General features: G+C 57.5%; 21 protein-coding genes. 6 read left to right on the top strand and 15 right to left on the bottom strand.

Annotated features, from left to right (window positions below):
• Positions 1-9 precede the first annotated feature (9 nt).
• From HZB34_15460 to HZB34_15485, 6 genes are all read left to right on the top strand, one after another.
• Positions 10-1491, top strand: coding sequence for a hypothetical protein (locus tag HZB34_15460; GenBank protein ID MBI5317357.1), 1482 nt, complete (start codon positions 10-12; stop codon positions 1489-1491).
• Entirely contained in the window at positions 1478-2056 is a 579-nt protein-coding gene (locus HZB34_15465) for a carbon monoxide dehydrogenase (GenBank protein MBI5317358.1), read from the top strand. The genes HZB34_15460 and HZB34_15465 overlap by 14 nt, the downstream gene beginning before the upstream one ends.
• 371 nt (positions 2057-2427) lie before the next feature.
• Positions 2428-2817 carry a hypothetical protein gene (locus HZB34_15470; protein MBI5317359.1) on the top strand — a complete coding sequence of 130 codons (390 nt, stop codon included), beginning with the start codon at positions 2428-2430 and terminating at the stop codon, positions 2815-2817.
• 18 nt (positions 2818-2835) lie between these two features.
• Complete coding sequence (locus tag HZB34_15475; GenBank protein ID MBI5317360.1) at positions 2836-2988, top strand: hypothetical protein; 153 nt, start codon at positions 2836-2838, stop codon at positions 2986-2988.
• 94 nt (positions 2989-3082) lie between these two features.
• Complete coding sequence (locus HZB34_15480) at positions 3083-3385, top strand: hypothetical protein (protein ID MBI5317361.1); 303 nt, start codon at positions 3083-3085, stop codon at positions 3383-3385.
• 345 nt (positions 3386-3730) lie between these two features.
• Complete coding sequence (locus HZB34_15485; protein MBI5317362.1) at positions 3731-3973, top strand: DUF2934 domain-containing protein; 243 nt, start codon at positions 3731-3733, stop codon at positions 3971-3973.
• On the opposite strand, the gene HZB34_15490 is transcribed toward HZB34_15485, so the two are convergent.
• The 15 genes from HZB34_15490 to HZB34_15560 all read right to left on the bottom strand — a co-directional run bounded on the left by HZB34_15490 (position 3958) and on the right by HZB34_15560 (position 22195).
• Positions 3958-5730: an NAD+ synthase gene (locus tag HZB34_15490; protein MBI5317363.1), complete on the bottom strand. Its 1773-nt coding sequence runs from the start codon at positions 5728-5730 to the stop codon at positions 3958-3960. The genes HZB34_15485 and HZB34_15490 overlap by 16 nt on opposite strands.
• Positions 5731-5887: 157 nt before the next feature.
• On the bottom strand, positions 5888-6757 hold the full coding sequence (locus HZB34_15495; protein ID MBI5317364.1) for an urease accessory protein UreD: 870 nt from the start codon (positions 6755-6757) through the stop codon (positions 5888-5890).
• Positions 6758-6869: 112 nt separating this feature from the next.
• Positions 6870-7526, bottom strand: a complete 657-nt coding sequence (ureG, locus tag HZB34_15500; protein MBI5317365.1) for an urease accessory protein UreG — start codon at positions 7524-7526, stop codon at positions 6870-6872.
• A 41-nt stretch (positions 7527-7567) separates the two neighbouring features.
• Positions 7568-8254, bottom strand: coding sequence for a hypothetical protein (locus HZB34_15505; protein ID MBI5317366.1), 687 nt, complete (start codon positions 8252-8254; stop codon positions 7568-7570).
• Positions 8255-8412: 158 nt separating this feature from the next.
• A complete protein-coding gene (ureC, locus tag HZB34_15510; GenBank protein MBI5317367.1) occupies positions 8413-10140 on the bottom strand; it encodes an urease subunit alpha in 1728 nt (575 codons plus the stop codon).
• 158 nt (positions 10141-10298) lie between these two features.
• Positions 10299-10730: an urease subunit beta gene (gene ureB / locus HZB34_15515; protein ID MBI5317368.1), complete on the bottom strand. Its 432-nt coding sequence runs from the start codon at positions 10728-10730 to the stop codon at positions 10299-10301.
• A 41-nt stretch (positions 10731-10771) separates the two neighbouring features.
• Entirely contained in the window at positions 10772-11074 is a 303-nt protein-coding gene (gene ureA, locus HZB34_15520; GenBank protein ID MBI5317369.1) for an urease subunit gamma, read from the bottom strand.
• A gap of 453 nt (positions 11075-11527) precedes the next feature.
• Complete coding sequence (gene urtE, locus HZB34_15525) at positions 11528-12238, bottom strand: urea ABC transporter ATP-binding subunit UrtE (GenBank protein MBI5317370.1); 711 nt, start codon at positions 12236-12238, stop codon at positions 11528-11530.
• A 52-nt stretch (positions 12239-12290) separates the two neighbouring features.
• Positions 12291-13073: an urea ABC transporter ATP-binding protein UrtD gene (urtD, locus tag HZB34_15530; protein ID MBI5317371.1), complete on the bottom strand. Its 783-nt coding sequence runs from the start codon at positions 13071-13073 to the stop codon at positions 12291-12293.
• Positions 13060-14193, bottom strand: a complete 1134-nt coding sequence (gene urtC / locus HZB34_15535; protein ID MBI5317372.1) for an urea ABC transporter permease subunit UrtC — start codon at positions 14191-14193, stop codon at positions 13060-13062. The genes urtD and urtC overlap by 14 nt, the downstream gene beginning before the upstream one ends.
• A 215-nt stretch (positions 14194-14408) precedes the next feature.
• A complete protein-coding gene (gene urtB, locus HZB34_15540; protein ID MBI5317373.1) occupies positions 14409-15962 on the bottom strand; it encodes an urea ABC transporter permease subunit UrtB in 1554 nt (517 codons plus the stop codon).
• 114 nt (positions 15963-16076) lie between these two features.
• Positions 16077-17447, bottom strand: coding sequence for an urea ABC transporter substrate-binding protein (gene urtA, locus HZB34_15545; GenBank protein ID MBI5317374.1), 1371 nt, complete (start codon positions 17445-17447; stop codon positions 16077-16079).
• A 117-nt stretch (positions 17448-17564) separates the two neighbouring features.
• Positions 17565-18944 (bottom strand): hypothetical protein, encoded by a 1380-nt coding sequence (locus HZB34_15550; protein MBI5317375.1) that lies wholly within the window; start codon positions 18942-18944, stop codon positions 17565-17567.
• A 375-nt stretch (positions 18945-19319) separates the two neighbouring features.
• Positions 19320-19964 carry a response regulator transcription factor gene (locus HZB34_15555; GenBank protein MBI5317376.1) on the bottom strand — a complete coding sequence of 215 codons (645 nt, stop codon included), beginning with the start codon at positions 19962-19964 and terminating at the stop codon, positions 19320-19322.
• Positions 19961-22195, bottom strand: a complete 2235-nt coding sequence (locus tag HZB34_15560; GenBank protein MBI5317377.1) for a PAS domain S-box protein — start codon at positions 22193-22195, stop codon at positions 19961-19963. Before HZB34_15560 ends, HZB34_15555 begins: the two co-directional genes overlap by 4 nt.
• Between the last annotated feature and the right edge of the window lie 223 nt (positions 22196-22418).

Genomic DNA, 22418 nt, shown 5'->3' on the forward strand with positions numbered 1-22418 from the left:
CAGATCGACATGGCCCCGTTTTCAGCATGGCTTCCCGCCCGTCCCAATCTAGACTTCGATCTGACGGTGGAGGTCGTCGGGAGAAGTGCATCTGGTCTCATCGATGAACTTGCGTCCATTGTCCAGGCCTTGAGCCTTCACGGTTGCCAGGTCATAGCTCAGACCGGCAGATTGAATGGTGGCTCAGGGCACGTGATGCTGCGCCTCAGAATCGCATCGCGCCCGTTCTATTCAATGGGGCATGGATGCGATGTGGCCGTGTATCTGGATCAGGACCCTCCGAAATTCGGGCAATTCGGGATGCAGCCTGGCAGCGTGCTTGTCTGGGATCCGCCTGAACAGTCGCGTCTTCACCCTCCCCTGCCTGACGGGGTCATTGTCTACCGAGTTCCTCTTCGGGGACTGAACTCGCAGTACGGCCTGGACGCAGGAGGGAAAGGATATGTGGCGATGGGAGTGCTGGCCTCTCTGCTCGGCTTCTCCGAGGAGGCCCGGCGGGTCTGTCTGAAATCCATCTCGGCATCCACTTTGTTCGACAGCGGCTATCAGTTTGCCTCCCGCTCGCTCATCAAACACGACATCTATTCCCTTCCACTCGCCACCCGCGGTGATGCGCGCATCGTATTGAATCCTGAGAACGCCGTGAAACTCGGGTTTGCCGTGAGTCATTGTGGGTCTGGAATGAAATGTGTCGGTGATCTGGAACGATCACCGACACAATGGATCACCAGACATCTCGCGATGGCCGACAAGATGGTCTCGGGACTGCACAGCGAGCAGTTTCCAGGCGCCCAGGTCTATCGAGGTCCGCAGGGGAAAGTCTTCGCGCTGTTTCGTGGAGACAATGCCTCGATCTTGTCCTCGCTGAACGGCTGTTCCGATCAGAGAGTCCTTGTCGCGGCTGATGCAGCCGACGCATTGCGACTGTTGGTCGTCGGGCAACGATTGATTGAGACGAACCGAGCTGATGTGGTGGGAGTCGTGGTCGAAGAGGCCCTCACGGCACGTCTCGAAAGCGTCGGGGTCGAAGCCTTGGCGGCGGCCATGAGTGGGGGACAATTGGATGCCGGAAACGGATTCGATGGAGGTGCAGAAGTTGGGAGCGCGCCCGTGCAAGCCGAGCGTGAGGGGGAGGACGACGCGGAGGTAGGTTTTATCGCCTGGGGGGCGACCCAAGGTGTGGTTCGTGACGCACTGATGCTGTGCCGGAATGTCGGCATGAGCGTAGCTGCCTTGTACCCCAAGCAGATTGTGCCGTTGCCGGTGGAGCAGTTGGAGTCGTTCGCAGGTACGGTAAAACGCGTGGTGGTAGTGGAGTCTGATCAGACGAGGACCTATGCGGATCGCATCGAGAGGGCCTGCTCATTTCGACCCTCTGTGGTGATGCCAAATAAAGGAACAGCCCTGACGGCGATGGACTTGTTTATGAGGGAAGACCTTGGAGCAGCACATGACGACCGATTGAAAGGAGTCCAGGATGAGTCAGTATGAAATGACCGTTGGTCCGGAAGGCTATTTGGCTACTCCCGTATCATCACGGGGGGTTGTGCTGCCGTCGAAGGGGGAAGGCCTTGTCTTGGGCAAGATCGTCCCTGAGCAACAGGCCATTGACGAGGCAGCGCGGCGGCTCCTCAACGCCAAGAACCCCACGATTTTCCCCGGACCGTTGGTGCTGTGGGCCTGGAATGACCAGGCCACACAAGAGGGGAAGGTCGTCAAGGCATTGGCCAAGGCGATTCCAGCCAAGCTCATTCCGATGCCGGATTATCGCCCGAAATATCCGAAGATCATAGCGGAAAAGGAGATCAACCCGAACCATCCGAATCTGACCATCTGGCAGAACAAGATCGACGTCTGTCTTTTCGTCGGCGTCCATTGCCACCAATCCAATATCGCCCTCAAAATCATTCGTGGCGGCACAGACTGCTTCACGATCGCGCTCTGCACGTTCAACGGGGACGATGAAGCGCACATCACGATTCGTGATTTAACCGCCGATACCATCCAGCGCATTGTGGATTCAGTGCATCGGCAAAAACAAACGCGGTCCCGATAAGTGCACAGGATGTCCGTCTTGGTATCTACCCTCATCTGCGGTCCGATCTCTCAGAACACTCGAGCCGACGATCTGAGGGGCTCGAAACCATAGACAGAGGTATCACACTGCCCAGTTGGATCCAGTTCAAGGCCGCTGCCCCCTGCCAGAGGAAAGCCACGCCAGTAAAAAGGCGCATGTACCATGAGAGTCCACCTCCAGCATCAGCATCAAGGCATAATCTGCAAATCTTGCATGTCTCGGTATTGCAGGAGTCGATCCGGTTCATGACAGCCCCTCACAGAAAACGTAAGTCCTGAATTTCTAGTGAGACTGCTCGTCATCGGCCCTGTGTATCATTCACGGCATTCTCCATGCATTGGCCTTGCTGCATGAAAGCCATTCTACAAGCGGCGGAAGGCACCGTTTTGGAACCGAGCCTACGACCTAGGCCGGCTGTGGGAATACATTTCGGCGCAGCGCGCCAATCAATCGAGAAGGGCGATTATCTCGGTTGGGAGGTACAAGCCAAGATGTTGAAGGAAAAAGGCCTGGCTGTCTCCAGGGAAATCAAATGCACAATCCATAAGGCTACGGGAGAGAAACCCACCTCCTGTGGATGCAGTTGGTTTGGACACCATGACGTTCGACTAATCCTATTCAACCACTCGACATGCGAGGCCGACCCATTATCCCCGATGCGGAAAACTGTCATCCGTGCTGTTGATCGCGCCCCACTCATGGGGCGAGTCTATGCCGGTTGTCATGATGAGTTGCCGTAGGTGCGTCCGAGGTGTGGCATGGAACAGATATCACAACAGAAACAGACGAAGGAATCCTGCGAGCCGGCTGTACGACTGGCGTATGAGCGGGAACCGACGATCCCCCAGGCGGCCAACGGGCTGTCCGTATCAGACCAGACCGCGGATCTAGAGGCGAGGTTACTCGATTGAAACGCGAACTCACGGAGGCCCAGGTCGAGTCCAACATTCTAAAACAAACCGTCGCGTACTTTGCCAAGGCGAAGCTGCCTGGCGGGGGCTCATCGTGAACAAACGCAAGAGCCTGGCGATACAAGCTGAGTGCTCGGTGGAACCGTCAGCGAGCGTGCACCATGTCTTGAACGAGGAGCGGATTGTACGGATCGGTGAGCTTCAGGCGGTCTTGGCAGTTTGTCCCATTGATATCTTGGCAGCAAGTGAGCTGGCAAGCTTGTTGGAGCAATTGGGACTGCTGGAAGAGGCCTTGTGTCATTGGAACGCAGTCCTAGCCTGCGATCCCAACAGCTTGAACGCTCGAGAGGGAGTGGCTCGATGCCGGATGAGCCAGCTCCTGCAGCCTGGACTGTGAGAGGGGTCATGCCCACGATCTGGGTCATCTTGAGAAACCAGAGGAACGGTCTGTGTCTGCTCCGAGTATTCAGGTGAGGACATTCCTGTCTGACGGAACTGTCCTACAGATCCGCGCCAAGATCGGGGCACAGACAATCATCGCCAAAGGAATCGAGACAATTACTGTGTCAGACCTGCGCTAGGGCGAGTTTGTGGAAGTGTCCTACGGGCATGGCCTGGAAAGACGGCTGGATGCTGACACAGTCTACGTTCGACCAGAGCTGGGCACGCGCCGGGCAGGGCGAAGCCTACAGCCAGTTCCTCTAAGCCATCACCGCCACCAGGGAGCAAAGGAGAACATAACATGAAGTCACAGACCTCATTCCGGAAAGCAGAAAAGCAGCCACACGTTCTACCGGCACACCAGCATGCCACAGCCGCGTCGCTGGTGAAGCCCGCGCGTCAATTGCGATCTTCGAACGAGGATCTGCATGAGCGCATTACCGCACGGGCCTATGAGTTGTATGCCCAGCGGGGATGGCGTGAAGACCATGCATTGGACGATTGGTTAGATGCCGAACGGGAGGTTCTTCACGAATTGCGGTAGCCGTTCGTAATCGGCATCCGCCTGTCCTTCCCCAATGCTCGATGGGTGATTTTGATGCCGATTGGCGCCTGCCGGCGTTTGTATTCGCTGCCATCCACCAGCCTCATCACCAACGCCACCGTGGTTCGGTCATACCCTGCTTCGACGATCTCTTCGAGGGACCGGTCTTCCTCCACATAGGCCTGGAGAATAGGATCCAGAATCTCATAGGGCGGCAGGGAGTCTTGATCCTTTTGATCCGGTCTCAGCTCAGCGGTTGGCGGACGGTCCAATGTCCGTTTGGGAATTACCGGGGTTGCCCCGCGGAGGTTGCGGAGTCGCGCCAGGCCATAGACCATCGTTTTGGGCACGTCCTTAATCACAGCAAATCCGCCTGCCATGTCCCCGTACAAGGTGGCATAGCCGACACTCATTTCGCTCTTGTTGCCGGTCGTCAGCACCAGATGGCCGAACTTGTTGGAAAAGGCCATGAGGAGATTGCCCCTGATCCGGGCCTGGAGGTTCTCTTCCGTCGTATCCGGCTGACGCCCCGCGAACGTCTCCGCGAGTTCCTGCAGATAGTGGCCGAAGAGTCTCGTGATGGAGATCGTCTGGACTGAGATACCGAGTCTTGTCGCCAGTTCGAACACGTCCGCGTGACTGTCCTGCGACGTGTAGGGGGACGGCATGAAGAGGCCCTGGACATTTTCAGCCCCGAGCGCATCGACCGCAAGCACGGCAGTCAGCGCCGAGTCCACTCCACCGCTCAAGCCGATGACGACACGAGTAAATCCGTTTTTCTTCACATAATCGCGCACTCCCAACGTCAGCGCCAGATAGACCTCCTCCAGCTGGTCCGAAACCGCTGCCACATCGGGAACGACGCGCACGCGATGTCTATGAACAGGAACGGCCGCTGTATGGAGCTCCACCGCCGTGGCAATCCGCCGCGGCAAGGGCTTTTTCCTTCCGGTTCTTCGTATCCGTGCGACGGATTCCATATTCAGATCTGCAACGATCAAGTCTTCTTGAAAGGCTTTGCCCCGCGCGATGACTTCGCCGAGGTGATCGACAATCACGCTGTTTCCATCGAAGACCAATTCATCCTGACCTCCGACCGCATTGCTGCAGGCAAGCAACACTCCGTTTTCTCTCGCGCGGGTTGCCAACATCTGTTCGCGGACCAGGCTCTTGCCGACATGAAACGGCGAGGCGCTGATATTCACAATGACCTCTGCCCCTGCTGCAGCCTGGAATCCTGTCGGACCTTCCGGCAACCAGATATCCTCGCAGATATTCACCCCGACCACTGTGCTGCCCATGCGAATGAGAGGCAACCGCCGGCCCGGATGAAAATACCGGCTCTCGTCGAACACGCCGTAGTTCGGCAGATACCATTTGCAGTAGGTCGTGATGAGCCGCTGATCTGCGAAGACCGCCGCTGCGTTAAAGAGCTCATGCGCGCCGGCAGATACCACCGACGAGCGAGCCTGTTTGGGATCGACGCCATCGCGCTCGCTGACGCAGCCGACAATAGCGGCAAGGCCACGGCAGTGACGGGCGATTTCCTGGAGCGCCTTGCGATTGTCCGCGACAAAACGTGGCTTGAGTAACAGGTCCTCGGGTGGATAGCCTGTGATCGCCAGCTCCGGAAAGGTCACCAGGTCGGCCTTTGCCTTCTTCGCCTCCCGCAGCCAGGCAGCAATCAGGCGAACGTTCCCGTCGATGTCACCGACCGTCGGATTCATCTGGGCTATGGCGATTCGAAAAGTACGCATACGGCTTTATACCATAAAGCCTTGGCTGAAGGAGCGGAAGGCTGAAGGGGTTCAGGCCGAAGGTGGAAATACGAGGACCAAAACGGAAGCTGTTGAAGCGTCGGACTCCGAATCCCAACCTTCAGCCTTGATCCCTTCAGCCTGAACCCCTTCCGCTTCAGTACCTTCGTAAATTCGGAACCGGAAGATCCCACAGTTCTTTCCGAACTGCCCCCCAGAGCGATTCCAGCGTTACAGTCAAGTCCGGCGCGGAACGGGCAACCAATTTGACGGCTAGCCCCGGCGCGGCAGGGGTTGACACTGCGCCCAGCACCGAGCCGGGCCGCTCTTCTAGAATAACGGCGAGCATGATATCGAGGCGTTTCCAGACATCGGCGCCGACCGCCTCGCCGATGATAAAGAGGGAAGCCACATAATCCCAGCTCCCAGCGAGACCTACCGATTCGATCCATTGGTCAGGGGCTATGCGATACCGCTCGACACAGGGGACTGGCGCCCTTCTTCTTGGCGCCTGTCCCCTTATGCAGATCTCGTTCTCGACCGAGGTAAATGCCCAGCGCTCCTGCTTGGCAACTCGACCCGATGCCATCGCATCCCACAGGACCACCGTCGCGCCCGGCGCAAGGTCTACATGGATCGATTGGCGAAAGCGGGATCCGGCAAATGGGATCGTGACTTCAGGCAACCATTCCAGTCGAGCGTCAGGGCCTACCGACAGACTAATCTCTTGCGCTGCCGGCTCAGCCAGGCTTCGATAGACACGATTCGCAGAAGGGCTGGTCAACAGGACATGCGACCGAGCATGGAGTTGCACCTCCACCGACAGACGGTCGCCGCCGACCAAGCCACCCGACGGATTCACGAGCCATGTATAGGCGCAGCCGCTGTCGTCGAGGTACGAAGGAGGAAAATGGTGCCAGGGACTGGTGCAAAAGGAGCGAGTGAGGACCGTGCGTGGCCCCTCTCGCTCGAACTCATAGGACAAGGCCCCACGCCGGCCAACAGAATCGAGCAAGGGGACAGGCACCCTTCTTCCTGGTGCCTGTCCCCTTCGAGACACAGTCTTGTCTGTTTGGTTCATTTGGTTTGTTTGGTTGGTCCGGTTTAACCAAATAACAAGACAAACCAAACAAACCAAATCAACGAGATAAGAGCTGCTCGACCCACGTAATCACCTGATCGAGCCCCTGTCCAGTCTTGAGATTCGTGAAGATGAACGGCAAATCGCCCCGCATCCGGCGACTATCCCGATCCATGACGTCGAGATCCGCGCCGACATGAGGCGCGAGATCGATCTTATTGATCACCAGGAGATCCGACCTGGTGATTCCTGGCCCACCTTTACGCGGGATCTTATCACCGGCTGCCACATCGATGACGTAGATCACTGTGTCCACAAGTTCCGGGCTGAATGTCGCAGCCAGATTGTCGCCGCCGCTCTCGACAAACATCAACTCAACGTCAGGATGCTGCTCGACCAAATCATCCAAGGCCGCCTGATTATGCGAGGCATCTTCACGGATCGCCGTGTGAGGGCAACCTCCGGTTTCGACGCCCAGAATGCGGTCTTGCGGCAACGCTCCCCGGCGTGTGAGAAACTCGGCATCCTCCTTGGTAAAGATGTCGTTCGTCACCACTGCCAAACTCACGCGATCGCGCAGACGAAGACAGAGCGCTTCAACCAGCGCAGTCTTTCCAGACCCCACCGGCCCACCGACACCGATCACGGGAACATGACCAGCCCGCGCTCCCGTGACGCGACCGTTGCCTGAAAACTGTTCATCGGCTCGATGCATGGGCCTCCTAAATGCCAAAGCGCTTATGCCCTATGTGCTCTTCAGGACCGAAAGAGCCGGGACTCCAGACGGCTGTGCCTCATGGCGTAGATATCTTGCACGGGGGACCAGGAACGGAATACCCTCTGTTGTGCTGCCCGCCGGCTGACCTGCTGTATGACGTCAAGCCAGCTGTCGATGAGCCGTTGTCCTTCCTTCTGTCCGACTGGCAACAGCTTCATCGCCGCAGACACATACCCGGTCGCCGTCTGATAGAGAAACGCCGCGATGGAGTCCTTCTTTGACCAACCGGCAGCCGCGAGCGTCATCCCAAGCGTCACCGCCAGATGGCCGGGTGTTCGCTCCTGTTCGACAGCTGCTAGAAATTCTTCGAGCAACGGATGCTTCGTGGCCTGTTCCACCGCCAGCCTCATGACCTGCCGACCCATCTGCCGGCTGGCAGTCCGCGACTCGCTGCCCAGCTTCATGGCGTCCAATTCTCGATCCGCCTCGAATGCTAGACTCATGACGCCGGAAACGCAGGCATCATGCGCGAATCCCGCCGCCACCGCCTCACGCTCGCCGATTCCAGTCGTAATCAACTCAACCACGTAGCGAGACAGGCCTTCCGCATTCCGAACTGCCCCACCCTGCACCGCCGCCTCCAGCCCGGAGGAAAAGGCATAGCCTCCCGATGGAAAAAAACTATCAACGAATCGAAGACCTTTCAGCATCGAGAGAGTATTCATACCTGACACTCCCTAACCAACAATTACCCCCAGCAGGCTGCTCAAAACGTTGTCCAGCAAGGCCGCAGCCGCCGAACGCACCGGAGACGTACCCTCGGGGGTACGTTGAGGATGCGTTCAAGGCGAGAACGAAGCTGGGCACCGTTTTCAGCAGCCTGCTAAAAAAGGAAATAGCGTTGCGCCATTGGTAACACCGCCATCGGATCACACTTCAATACTTGTCCATCGGCCTTCACGACATAGGTTTCCGGGTCCACATCGATGCACGGCAGCGCGTCGTTCAGCTTCATATCGCGCTTGCCGATCCCTCGGCACTTCTTGACCTCCGCCACGCGTTTCTGCAAGCCGAGAGATCTGTGCACCGCGTGGTCTATTGCGGCCTTGGAGAGAAACGTCAGGCTGGTGGAAAACGGCGTGCGGCCAAAGCTCCCGAACATGGGCCTGGTCAACACCGGCTGGGGCGTTGGGATAGAAGCGTTCGGATCTCCCATGGCAGCCGACATCGGGAATCCGCCCTTCAGGACGATTTCGGGCTTCACGCCGAAGAAGGCCGGCTTCCACAGGACCAGATCAGCCAGCTTGCCGACTTCGACCGAGCCCACTTCGTGCCCGATGCCGTGCGCGATCGCCGGATTGATCGTGTACTTTGAGACATAGCGCCGCACACGAAGGTTGTCATTCGCGCCAGACAGTTTTTCCGCTGCGGTCTGCGACAGATGCCCCCGTTGCACTTTCATCTTGTGCGCCGTCTGCCAGGTGCGAATGATGACTTCGCCGACCCGCCCCATCGCCTGCGAGTCGGATGACATAATGCTGATCGCCCCCATGTCGTGCAGGATATCTTCCGCCGCAATGGTCTCACGGCGAATGCGCGATTCGGCAAATGCGATGTCCTCCGGCACACGGGGATTTAAATGGTGACAGACCATGAGCATGTCGAGATGCTCATCCATCGTGTTCACCGTGAACGGCATCGTGGGATTTGTCGACGAGGGCAATACATTGGCCTCACCGCACACCTTGATAATGTCGGGAGCATGCCCGCCACCGGCGCCTTCCGTATGGAACGAGTGAATCGTCCGCCCCTTGAAGGCCTTGATGGTGTCTTCGACGAACCCGGCCTCGTTCAACGTGTCTGTATGGATGGCGACTTGAACATCGAATTCTTCCGCGACATCGAGGCAGGTGGAAATCGCCGCCGGCGTCGTACCCCAGTCTTCATGCAGCTTGAGCCCTATCGCGCCGGCCTCAACCTGTTCGCGTAAACCCTCAGGCAATGAAGAATTGCCCTTCCCGAGAAAACCGAGATTGATCGGAAACCCCTCCGCTGCTTCCAGCATCCGATGGATGTTCCAGGCGCCGGGCGTGCAGGTCGTGGCATTCGTCCCGGTGGCCGGGCCGGTGCCGCCACCGATCAACGTTGTGAGCCCATTCGCCAAGGCTTCATTGATGATCTGCGGGCAGATGAAATGGATGTGCGTATCGATGCCACCGGCTGTAATAATTTTCCCCTCTGCCGACAGCACTTCGGTACAGGCGCCGACTTCCATTCCTTTTGTGACACCTTCCATCAGATCGGGATTGCCCGCCTTGCCTATGCCGACAATGCGGCCATCCCTGATGCCGATATCGGCCTTCACGATCCCCCACCAGTCGAGGATGATCGCGTTGGTGATCACAAGATCGAGCGCGCCCTTCGCGCGGGTGGCTGCCGGCGACTGGCCCATCCCGTCGCGGATGACCTTGCCGCCGCCGAACTTGGCCTCCTCACCAGGCACAGTCAGATCGCGCGTGACCTCGATCAGCAACTCCGTATCGGCCAGGCGAATGCGATCCCCCGCCGTAGGGCCATATAGATCGTTATATTGTCGCCGAGGAATTTTCATGACTTGTCGGCTGTTGAAAACGGCTCCCAGCGGCGTTCTCGGTCATCCGTCTCCCTACGACGTACCCCTGAGGGTACGCCTCAGTCGTCGGACTCCCTGCGGCCTTGCTGGAAACCGTTTTGAACAGCCTTTCCCTTTCGTTTCAGATCATGCCCAGCTTAATTTTCCTTCTGGATAAAACCCTGCTCGCGAGCTGCTTCCAGCGCCTTGGCTTTCACGGTCGAATCATCAAGACGACCGTTCACCAGTCCATTGATCCCATAGGCCACACGATTGCCGCCTACCGAGATCAGCGTCACCCGCTTGTCTTCGCCCGGCTCAAACCGCACTGCTGTGCCGGCCGGAACTTGCAACCGAAACCCATAAGCTTTCTCACGATCGAACCGCAGCGCGCGATTCGCTTCAAAGAAATGACAATGGGACCCGACCTGGATCGGCCGATCGCCCGTATTGGCCACAAGAAGCTCAACCGTCTGGCGGCCTTTGAACGCGACAATGTCGCCTTCGCCGAGGATGACTTCTCCGGGAATCACAACAGCAGGCTTAATCGAAGCCTTTTGGGCCTCACGGCTCTCGACCCTCCGCTTCATTATCTTTTGCTTGGCTTTGGTCTTCTTTTTCATCGCTTCACCTATCGAATCGGTTCATGCACGGTTACCAATTTCGTGCCATCCGGAAACGTACCTTCGACCTGTAATTCCGGAATCATTTCCGCCACACCTGGCATGACATCTTTCTTCTTCAACAACGTCGCGCCGTAGCTCATCAGATCCGCCACTGAGCGCCCATCGCGAATACCCTCCAGAATCGCCGCTGTGATAAAGGCGACCGCTTCAGGATGATTCAGCTTCAGCCCGCGCGCTTTTCGCTCCTTAGCCAAATTCGCCGCGACATAGATTAATAGTTTTTCTTGCTCTCTCGGTGTTAGATGCATGAGATCCTCATTCCGGTTCCAGTCAGAGATGGGGAAATAGTAACGGGGTGGTTAGGCCGACTTCAACAACGCTCTCGTAACCCCTCCACCACCCATACCCTTCTCTCTTCTTTCCCCTACCTCAAGGTGGTGGGCAAGACGGAATGCGGGTGGCGCCAGTCTGGGGGCCCAGCCGCCTTGCATTCAACTCACTGTTACAGGGTGGCCCGATTGGTCTCCTACTGCGCGCGTCCAACGAGGGCCTTCTCAGGCCGCGCCTTGCGCGAGCAGGAGAACGCTCCTGTCCCCTGCCCACCCCCTCCCATCCCTTCTCTTTTCTATTCGCTCGCGGAAGCGGGAAAGTGGCATGAGCGGGATGGCTAGGTTGGGCTCTACTGCGCGCATCGAACGAGCACATTCTTATCGTGCGCGTTCTGCGAGCAAGGAGTCCACCTAGCCATCCCGCGTACTGCGCTACACCGTCAAATGCTGCTTCACCATGTCCGCGCTCAACTCATTACTCTTGCCCGCCGCCACCACCGCCCCCTTGGCCATCACGACATACTTCTCCGCCAGGCGGGCGGCAAAATGGAGCCCCTGTTCGACCAGTAAAATTGCAAACCGGCGCTGTTGCTTGAATCCTATAATGACGTCTTCAATGTGATCGACGATCGAAGGCTGAATGCCCTCGGTCGGTTCATCGAGCAGGAGCAGCTTGGGATTTGACAGGATCGCGCGGCCGATCGCCAACTGCTGCTGCTCACCGCCGCTCAGGACACCTCCCGGGCGATTGAGAATTTGCGTGAGCTTGGGAAAGAGGTGATAGACCTCTTCAAACGCCGTCTTCTCGACCGTGCCGTTCGCCTTGTCCGATCTCGCCCAGAATCCGAGTTGCAAATTTTGCTTCACCGTCAAGTGGGGGATGATCTCGCGACCCTGCGGCACGTAGGCCAACCCACGGCGTGCTCGCCGGTCGGTTGCCTCCTTCGTGATATCGGCTCCATCGAACATCAACTGTCCTGACCTTGCCGGCAGGAGACCGGTCAACACCTTTAATGTGGTCGTCTTGCCGACACCGTTCCGCCCCATGAGACAGACGACTTCTCCAGGGTCGATGGTAAAGGCCACGTTCCTGAGGATGTGGCTTTCACCATAGTAGGCATTGATGTTCTTCAGCTCAAGCATGGTGGTCTATCTGGTCTATCTGGTCGTACACAAGACAGACCTTCACGTCCTGCTAATGGGCGACCTTTTGTCTACCTAGGTAGATCTCCCTGACGCGCTCGTCGGCCTGTACCTTCTCGACTGTGCCTTCGCAAATCACAGTGCCCTCGTGCAAGACCGTCACGACCCGGGCGATCTGACGGACAAAATCCATATCGTGCTCGATGACGACGATCGCCCGCTGCTCCGCCAAGGATTGGAGCAATCGACCGGTCTGTTCCGTTTCTTTGTCGGTCATGCCGGCGACCGGTTCATCGACCAGCAGCAACGAAGGCTCCAGTAGGATCACCATGCCGATTTCGAGCCATTGCTTCTGCCCATGCGACAGCGATCCGGCTCTGGTATGGGCATAGTCTTGTAAGCCGATCGTTTCAAGGTTCTCGGCGATCCTTCCCCGTTCCTCCACCGTCGATTTCCCTAACAGAGTCGGAAAGACACCTTTGCTCTTCCGTTTCAACGACAGGTCGAGATTTTCCCATACGGTCAGATTCCCATAGATGGAGGGGGCCTGGAACTTCCTCCCGATGCCGAGCTTCACGATCTCATCTGCCTGTTTTCCGACCAGTTCCTTGTCTTGGCCGAAGACGACACGGCCGGATGCCGGTTTCGTCTTCCCGCAAATCACATCCAACAGAGTCGTCTTTCCCGCTCCGTTCGGCCCGATGACGACACGCAGCTCGTTGTAGTCGACCATGAAAGTCAGGTTGTTCAGGGCCTTGAACCCGTCGTAATCGACGGTCACGCCATCGAGATAGATGATGGATTTTTGAAAGGAGCTTTGCTCAACCACCTTCACGCTTCCCTTCAGACGGCGCCGCTGCCTTTCCTGTCCCAATCCGTTCTTTCACCTTGCGCATGATCCCGATGAGCCCGTCCGGGAACAACAGCACCACGGCGACAAAGAGCCCACCGAGAATGAAGGGCCAGAGTTCGGGAAAATAGTTCGTGAGGATACTGCGCCCATAATTCACGCTCACCGCCCCCAATACCGCCCCTGCCAGACTGCCGCGGCCACCCACCGCCACCCAAATCACCATTTCAAGCGACGGGAGCACCCCGATCTGCGCCGGCGTGATGATGCCGACCTGAGGAGCATAGAGCATCCCGGCCAATCCGGCCAAAGCCGCGGCTACGACAAAGACGAACAGTTTGTAGTTCGCCGGGGTGTAACCGGAAAACGTCACCCGCTGTTCGCTGTCCCTCACGGCGACCAGCACCCGACCAGCCCGCGTGCGAATAATCCAGCGGCAGAGGAGATAGGCCCCGCCAAGACAGAGTACGGTGAGCACATACAGCGCCCGTTGCGTGTCGGGCTCGGACAGCCGATACCCCAGCACCTGTTTGAAGTCGGTCAACCCGTTCGTGCCGCCGAGATTTGTGTCGTTCCGGTTGAAGACCAACCATGCGGCGAGCGCCAGCGCCTGAGTAATGATCGCGAAATAGACCCCTTTGATGCGGCTGCGGAAGGCGAAAAATCCAAACACCAGCGCGAACAACATCGGCACCAGGATCGCTCCAATGACCGCAACAGGAAAACTGTAGAAGGGTTTCCAGAAAAGCGGCAACTCTTTCACCTGGTTCCACACCATGAAGTCCGGCAGATCGCTGCCATAGACGCTCTCTTTCCCGATCGTGAGCATCATGTGCATGCCCATGCAGTAGGCGCCTAATCCGAAAAATACCCCTTGGCCCAAGCTCAAAATGCCGGTGTAGCCCCAGATGAGATCGAGCCCCAGGGCCAGGATCGCAAAGGCGAGAAACTTGCCGAATCGATTCAGGCTGAAATCGGAGAGGTGCAGCCAGGAATCTTCCGGCGGCAGGATGTTCAGGAGCGGCATGGCCACAAGCAGAATGAAACCGACAACCCAAAAGGCCAGACCTCCGCCGCGATTCGTGTCCGCTATTCCGTCACTCATCGTTGTCTTCTCTCTACTCCCCAAGGGTGCGGCGCGAGTCCATTCCACTGCGCGCATCGACGCCCTTCATCCTTCTCGATAATCCTTCCAAGCTCGCTCGTTATCTCCCAGGGATGGGGCCTGATTGATCTTCCACTGCGCGCGTCCAACGAGGGCCTTCTGAGGCCGCGCGTTGCGCGAGCACAGAAGATCATCAGGCTCCATCCCCTCCTTTCTCAATCGGCGCTTCGCCCCTTCATCGCAAATAAGCCCGATGGCCGCCACTGCAAGAACAGAATCACCAGCACGAGGATGAACACCTTCCCGTAGACTGCGCCGAAGCTCGGCTCGATCAGCTTGTTCAGCCCGCCGATCCCCAGCGAGGCGACGATCGTGCCGGCCAGTTTGCCAACTCCGCCTGTTACCACGACCATAAATGCATCGACGATGTAGTTCTGGCCGAGGCCCGGGTCGACGTTCCCGACCATCGTGAGGGCCCAGCCTGCGATGCCTGCCAGCCCCGACCCGAATGCAAAGGTATAGGAATCGACTTTCCTGGTCGGGATGCCGAGACAGGCGCTCATATTTCGATTCTGAGTCACAGCGCGCACGCGTATGCCGAGATTCGATCCAAAGAGCGTGTAATAAATCGCAAGAACGCAGACGATCGAAAGCCCGATGATGAATATCCGGTTATAGGGCAGATAGACCCCGATCATCACTTGGGCGCCGCCTCTGAGGGCCCCCGGCGCAATCACGGCGGTGAGGTCACCGAAGTAGACCCGGGCCGCCTGCATGAGGACCAGACTCACTCCCCAGGTCGCCAGCATAGTTTCCAACGGTCGTCCATAGAGAAACCGGATCACTGTTGCCTCCAGCAGCAATCCGGAACCGGCAGCGGCAAGGAATGCGATCGGCAATGCCGCGGGAAAATACCAGTCGAACACATCTGACGGAAACCAGGCCACGAAACATTGCTGCGTGACAAAGGTCGCATAGGCGCCGACCATCATCAGCTCGCCATGGGCCATGTTGATGACACCCATCAAGCCGAAGACGATCGCCAGTCCCAACGACATGATCAGCAGAACTGAGCTGAGGCTGATTCCGCGGAAACAGGTTTCAATCACATTCGACCAGAACCCCCAGGTCTCGATGCGCTGGATCGCTTCGCCGGCCTCCTTCGCCACTACCTTTTCCGGTTCGGTCGCCTCGGCGCCCTCGCCTGCTGCGACGAGTTTCTTCAAGGCCGTCACCCCGTTCTGACTGCGGAGTTCGCCGAGCTTTTCGGCTGCAACGGTCCTGACCAACGGATCGTCTGATGCGAGCCGCAGCAGCGCCGCGGACTCTTCCATCGTGTACCGCACCCACTTATTCGGCTCCTTCGCCGCCGCAGCTTCCAGCCACGGAATCGCCCAGACCCTCCCGGCCGAGCCGAGATCCGTCGCAGCCGATCGGCGAACATCTGTGCTGGGGCTGGTCAGATTCGCCCGGTTCTTCAGGGAATCCATGAGCGGTTTGATGGCCTGTCGGGTGCTCCGGTCCGCATTGGCGCGGATCGCCTCCAACTGCGGAAGCAGGCCGGCATCGCCCTGTTCAACCAACGTACGAATGGCTGCGTCGCGAACTGATTCGTCCTCGCTGGTGAGATGGCTGAGCGCTTGTTCAATAGGAGAGGCAGGAGCAACGGCAACAGGCTCATCCGCTGCCATTGCCCCGATCTGTCCGGGGAACAGGAGTAGGCCCACGATACCGACTGCTGCAACTGTGTGGCCGAGAAAAATATTCACGATTGTAAAGCGCCTCCTCCATAAGACACACGAATGACGGAGATCTTTCGTCCCGTCAACCGAACTTCTCGCCCTCTTAGAGGGGGCTACCAGTAGCCCCCTCTAAGTCACGCGCTATTTTTGATAGGTCCCTTGATGAGCGACCCAGTCGCAACCCTTGTCAGGATTCGTATATTCGCTCCAGGGTTCCGGCTTCACCAGCCCCTTCGAACGGGAAACTGTCTTGAACTGCCCATCCGCCAAGATTTCGCCGATGAGTACCGGTCTATAGGTATGGTGATTGGCCGCATCCATCATGATCTCACCGCCAGGCGCCAGGAACTTGCTGCCATAGACTGCCTTGCGGACCTTGTCGACATCGGTCGACCCGGCCTTCTCGACCGCTTGCTTCCAGATATACGTCCCAAAGTAGGCCGCTTCGATCGGATCGTCCGTAACCCGCTTCTCGCCGTCCGGCAGATTGTTCTTCTTGCAATAGGCCTTGAAATCAGCCACGAACTTTTTGTTCTGCGGCGTATCGACACTTTGAAAATAGTTCCAAGCCGCCAGGTGCCCGACCAGCGCGGACGTATCCATTCCACGCAACTCGTCTTCCGCCACACTGAAGGCAATGATCGGGGCATCTTCGGCCCGCAACCCCTGGTTCGCAAACTCTTTATAGAACGGCACGTTGCTGTCTCCGTTGATCGTGCTGATCACGGCAGCTCCTCCGCCCGCGGCGAATTTCTTCAGTTTGCCGCAGATGGTTTGGTAATCCTGGTGGTGGAACGGGGTGTATTCTTCCATGATGCTGTCCGCCGGTACTTTCTTCGCCAGCAGCATCGCCCTCAGGATCTTGTTGGTGGTGCGGGGATACACGTAATCGGTACCGAGCAAATAGAACTTCGTGAATCCTCCCCCCTCCTTGCTCATCAGATAATCCACCGCCGGCACTGCCTGCTGGTTCGGGGCGGCGCCGGTGTAGAAGACATTGCGCGAACATTCTTCGCCCTCATACTGGACGGGATAGAACAAGAGCCCGTTGTTTTTCTCGAAGACCGGCAGCACCGACTTACGGCTGACCGAGGTCCAGCAGCCGAAGACGACCGCCACTTTATCTTGTAACAGGAGCTGCTTAGCCTTTTCGGCAAAGAGGTCCCAGTTTGAGGCCGGATCGACAACGACCGGCTTGATCATCCGGCCCATCACTCCACCCTTCGCGTTGATCTCTTCCACCGCCATCATGACTGTATCGCGGAGTGAGACTTCGCTGATCGCCATGGTTCCACTGAGGGAGTGCAGTATCCCGATCTTGATTGGTTCCTTGTCTGCCGCATAGGACAGGGCCCAGTTGCCCAAGTTGCCGAGCAGGGAGGCGACCCCTATGCCTGCCACTACCTTGCCTCCTTTGACCAACAGCTCACGCCGCGAGGGGCCCTCTTGCTCACCCGCAGCAACCTTGTCCGGTTCGACCGGGTTAGCCTTATCGGGCTTATTCGATTCCATGATTCGGACTCCTTTCACTCACACTGTGATGTTATGTCAGATCGACAGCATAAACATACGGCCATAGGATGACTCTTCACTGCCTTGCGTTGGACTGTGACCTAACAGTCACCTTGCCTAATACTGTAGCTGTAAGGCCATAACCCACGTATCGATGTGCTGACCCGTCGACCCGGGGGCGTAGTTCGTGTTCTGCCCGTTATAGGTGCTGGTGCCGCCGATATTGCCGTTCCGCCAGTAGGTCGAGATGCGCGCATTGTGACCGGCAATGACATAGTTCAGGCCGAGTTCAAATTCTTCGCGTACGCCGGAGAACTCACCGTTTTGGCCTGTATATCTCCCATAGGGCTGAAATCTCCCGATCCCTATCTCAGTTGGAAACAGATACAGGACATAGCCGGTCCATGCCGTCCCGCCGAACATGCAGAAGCAGCCGCCTAGGTTTGATGACGCGTCGGTAAAGGCGGCTTGGTTCTGTGCCCAATACCGCTTAAATTCAGCGTTCACTGTGACCACGCCACTGTCATTCCCGAGTACTTTTTCATACAGGAGGTCGGTGGTAAGATTCCCGTAGAAGCTGCTATTTATCGCTGTACCAGCGCCGGAATTCTGATACTCTCCCCCTACCGCAAGCGCGAGAATATCACCGGCTGTCCCATAGTAGGTACCGCTGGTATAGTAACCGGGATTCTTCTCTTCGTTCAGCAAGTTCAACGTGAGACGTCCGGCGTACTTCAGCTGGTTCCTTTGATTGGGCCCGCAAGCTCCGCTATAGACTGGGACAGCAGCGGTTACCGCTCCGCTGCCGCCTACGCTTAATTGAGGAAAGTTGCAGGCTGAACCACCAGACTGCAGTCCCGTAAATATCCCCGCGACATATTGCAGATGTGTGCCGCCTGGATGGACCTTCCCGAAGAAGGTCACGCCATTGTCACGGCCATAGAGACCAGCCCCGCCTGTGCCAAAGTTCCCGCTGAAGTCTGATTGATTGAACGGTGTTCTAAAGCCGTCGAAGGTGGCATGGTAGAACGGACCATTCAGTTCGCCACGCTCTGTCGGCACCAACATGCGCCCGAACCAGACGTTCGCTACCTCATTAATCTCAAACTTCCCGATCGCATCCAGAATCCCGATGCTAGAATTGGCCCCGAAGGCATTTCCTGAAGATCCGTTACCATTACCTGCCCCGGCCGTACAGTTAAAACATTCGGTATTGAATTCGAACTTGACGTATTTATGAATCCCTCCGTTGATATAAATACGAGCATTGTTGATGCCGAAGGTGTTGCTGGCTTGTCCACCGCTCGCCGATCCATCTTCGACCATATTGAAACTTGCGCGCGTACCCATTCCAAGACTGATCCACTTGTCATCGTCTACCTTAATCGTGCCGCCGGCGTAAGCACTCGGCAGCACGTATGTCATCCCGGCTAAGAGCGCCAGGGGTAGCCACGCAACCACAAACAGTGTCTTTCTTCTTCCTCTATCTACCTTCATGGTGACAGCCTCCCATGCCCCGTTGATGATCCCATTGCTCACTCATCTTAGGATCTCTCACTTCGACGGCATCGTCGCGGCGCACGCCCTTGTGCGCACCCTCCAGCCCCCTGCAACCGATTCACCTCTCGGATGACTGGCGGCTTCTATACGCTGAAAGAAATGATAAACACACTAGGCATCTCCCTAGGAACCTGAGGGAATCTCCCTAGCGGCGCTATGGGAAGGTTGGGGTTAAGGTTAAGGCTGAGATGAAAAAAGAAAGATCTCCACTCAACCTCAACCTGCATCAGCATGTGACAAAGCTGCCGGTGGACAGATCCACAATACTTTGGGCTCGTGGGGGCATTGTGCCTGGGCAAGAGATGCGGGGCGTTACTCCGATGCGAGGAGGCCGTGGACGAGGGCGTATTTGGTAAGCTCCGCCGTCGTGTGGAGATCGAGTTGTGTCATGAGCTGCGACTTATGAAACTCGACCGTCTTCGGCGAGAGATTGAGGGCCGATGCAATCTCCTTGACTGTCTTCCCCTCTGCCACAAGTTGCAACACCTCCCGTTGGCGCACAGTCAAGGACCTCTCTTTCAGATCCGGAGGTTTGGTCCCTGTGACGACTGTCTGAACCAGACCCTTCGCAACCAGCGGAGTGACATAGCACTGTCCGTCCATGACTGATTGGATGGCTTGGCGTAATTCTGAACCGGCGGATCGTTTGAGCAGATAGCCGGAGGCGCCGGCCTTGAAGGCTTCATTCACATAGGCCGGGTCGGCATGCATGGTCACGAAGATCAACTTGGTGCGAGGCAGAATCTTCTTCAGCTTTTTGGCTGCATCAACTCCATTGAGCTGAGGCATCGAGATATCCAGCGTGACAAGATCGGGCTCAAGCTCCTGGGCCATTCGAACCAACGTACGGCCGTCTTCCGCCGTGCCCACGATCTCGCACTGATCCTCCAAGAGCTTCCGGAATCCGTCCAGCACCAGAGTATGGTCATCGCCCAGGAGCACCCGCGGCCTGTTCATGACACCTCCTCCGGAACGAGTACCACGACCTGCACCTTCGTTCCCTTCCCCACGGCTGATACAACTTGCAAGTCCCCCTGAACCAAGGCGACCCGCTCTTTCATGCCGAGCAACCCCAGTCCATGTGGTCCATGCCGCGGCTGATCTAAGTCGAATCCCACTCCGTTATCCGTAATGGTGACGCTCAGCCCGGATCGAGATCGGCTCAACTCCACATCGACGCGAGAGGCCGAGGCGTGGCGGGCCACGTTGCTGAGGCTTTCTTGAGCCACGCGGTAGAGACAGGCCGCGACCTCCTGGGGAATGACAGAGGGAATATTCTTCTGCTCAAAACTCCCCTGGATTCGGCTTCGAGCGGTAAACTCGTCGACCAGCCGCTGCAGGGCGATAGGGAGACCGAGGTCGTCGAGGATGGAGGGATGCAGCTGATAGGCCAAATGACGCACCACGTCGGACAATTCCACAACCCGATCTTGTATCGCCCGGACGGCCCGGCCCAAGTGGTCCGGCGAGGAGCTGAGCCGTCGTTCTACCCCTTCGATATCCATGGCAAGCAGCGCGAGCCGCTGATTGATGTCATCGTGCAAATCGCGCGAGATGCGGCGCCGCTCATCCTCCTGCACACGCAACAGCTGAAGCGCCAATTTCTGCAGCGCCTGCCGGCTGTTTTCGAGCGATGCCTCGGTCTGCATCCGTTCGGCGACTTCCGCGACTAATGATTCGTTGACCGCGGCCAGCTCTTGTGTCCTGATCTGCACCCGCTTATCCAACGCCTCATTGAGTTGTTGCAATTCTTCTTGGTACAAGCGGCTCTGCTCCTCCGCAAGCTTCCGCGCCGAAATATCGCGGACGAACGCGCTGAACGTGTAGGCTCCCCCCTGCCCCAGGACCGGGGAGATCGCCAGTTCTATTGGAAGCTCGTGCCCGTCCCGATGCCGGCCGTCGATTTCGATACGTCGATTCAATATCGGTCCTGCACCGGTTGCGAGGAAGTGACGCAATCCCCGTTCATGGGCTTCCTTGTGTCGTGCCGGAATGATGGTGTCACAAAGGAGTCGGCCGATGGTCTCTTGCCTGGACCAGCCGAAAATCTGTTCAGCTTGGACATTCCACTCGATAATGATCCCTGCTGCATCCATTCCGATAAAGCCATCCAACGCCATCTCGACAATGCGCCTGGTGCGGGCCTCACTCTGGCGGAGCGACGCTTCTGCCTCCCTGGCAAGCGCACGCTCTTCCTGCGCATGCCGATATTCTTTCCGCACTCGGGTCACAGTCCACACCAAGAGACCGAAAGTCGGAATCACCAGGGCGCCGCCCGCCAGGCCAAGATTCCAGAGGACCTCTCGAATCGGCGCCAGTACGTCGCTCCGATCCATGCGCATCAGCACCGTCCAACGTATATTCTCAAATCCGCGACGGGCGGAAGTTCTGGCATAGCCGGTGATGACCGGCACGTGACGACGCAGGTGCTCCTCCTCGACATAATTGGACAGGGACCCTTCGCTTGCCAGGGCTGACGGCAGGCCGAGTTGCTTGAGATTGACGTGGCCCTTGTGATCGAGATCCGAATCGATGAAGGCCACCCCCTTGTCAGTCAGAAATTGGTATTCCAGCGCCCCCCAGAATCCCTCACGCTGCTGAAAAGACCGACGGGTTCCCGTCATGATATTTTCCAACCCGGTAATCGCCACCCGCGTCGTCACGACCCCCAGAAATTCTCCGCTCGGTCCGGTAATGCGGGCTGTCACGGCTATCGCGTCAGGGCCGCCCATCACCGCGAATGGCTCTACGTCCCCCATGTGAACCATCATCCCGTTACGCGCGGATTGAAACCAGGGTTCGGCGCTGTAGTCTCTCCCCACCGTGGCTGGGTCGGTGGCCACCACAACCTGTCCCTGCTCGTTCGTGGCGCCGATCCATAAGTAGTCCGGGTACGCAGTCTTCATCCCATCGATATAGGCAGCCTGAAACTCGCGGCTGTATGGCTGCACGCTGAATGTCTTTGCCATCATCAGCCCATTGCCATGCCGTTCGATCAGAAATCGATCCACTTTGTCCGAGACTTCGGCGGCTGACTGAGCGAGGGTTTCGCCTGCTGTCGCGATCATGCGGGTTTCGATGTAGCGGAGCGCAACTGCGCTTATCGCCAACATAACAAGCGGCAGGACACTGATAAGGACCAGCAACCAGGAATAGGGGCGGGGAGCCTTGGCTTCAGACATGGTCATTCCATGCTCTCGAGATGACCGTGGAGGGCTTGCTGTGGAAGGAGAAAAGGCCATTCTGGTCATTCTGTCTGTTCCGACAGGACGCCATTGTCCTTTGCTTACGTTCCGGCTGAATCGATGGACGTCGCTGTCCATTACTCAACCCATACAGTTGGGGTGCTGATTCTCGGAGTCTCTTGCCCTCCTGTCAAGTGGCAGGATGCGCTCTTATACTTGGAGGAAG

Source organism: Nitrospirota bacterium, from assembly GCA_016219645.1.
Lineage (GTDB): Bacteria > Nitrospirota > Nitrospiria > Nitrospirales > Nitrospiraceae > Palsa-1315.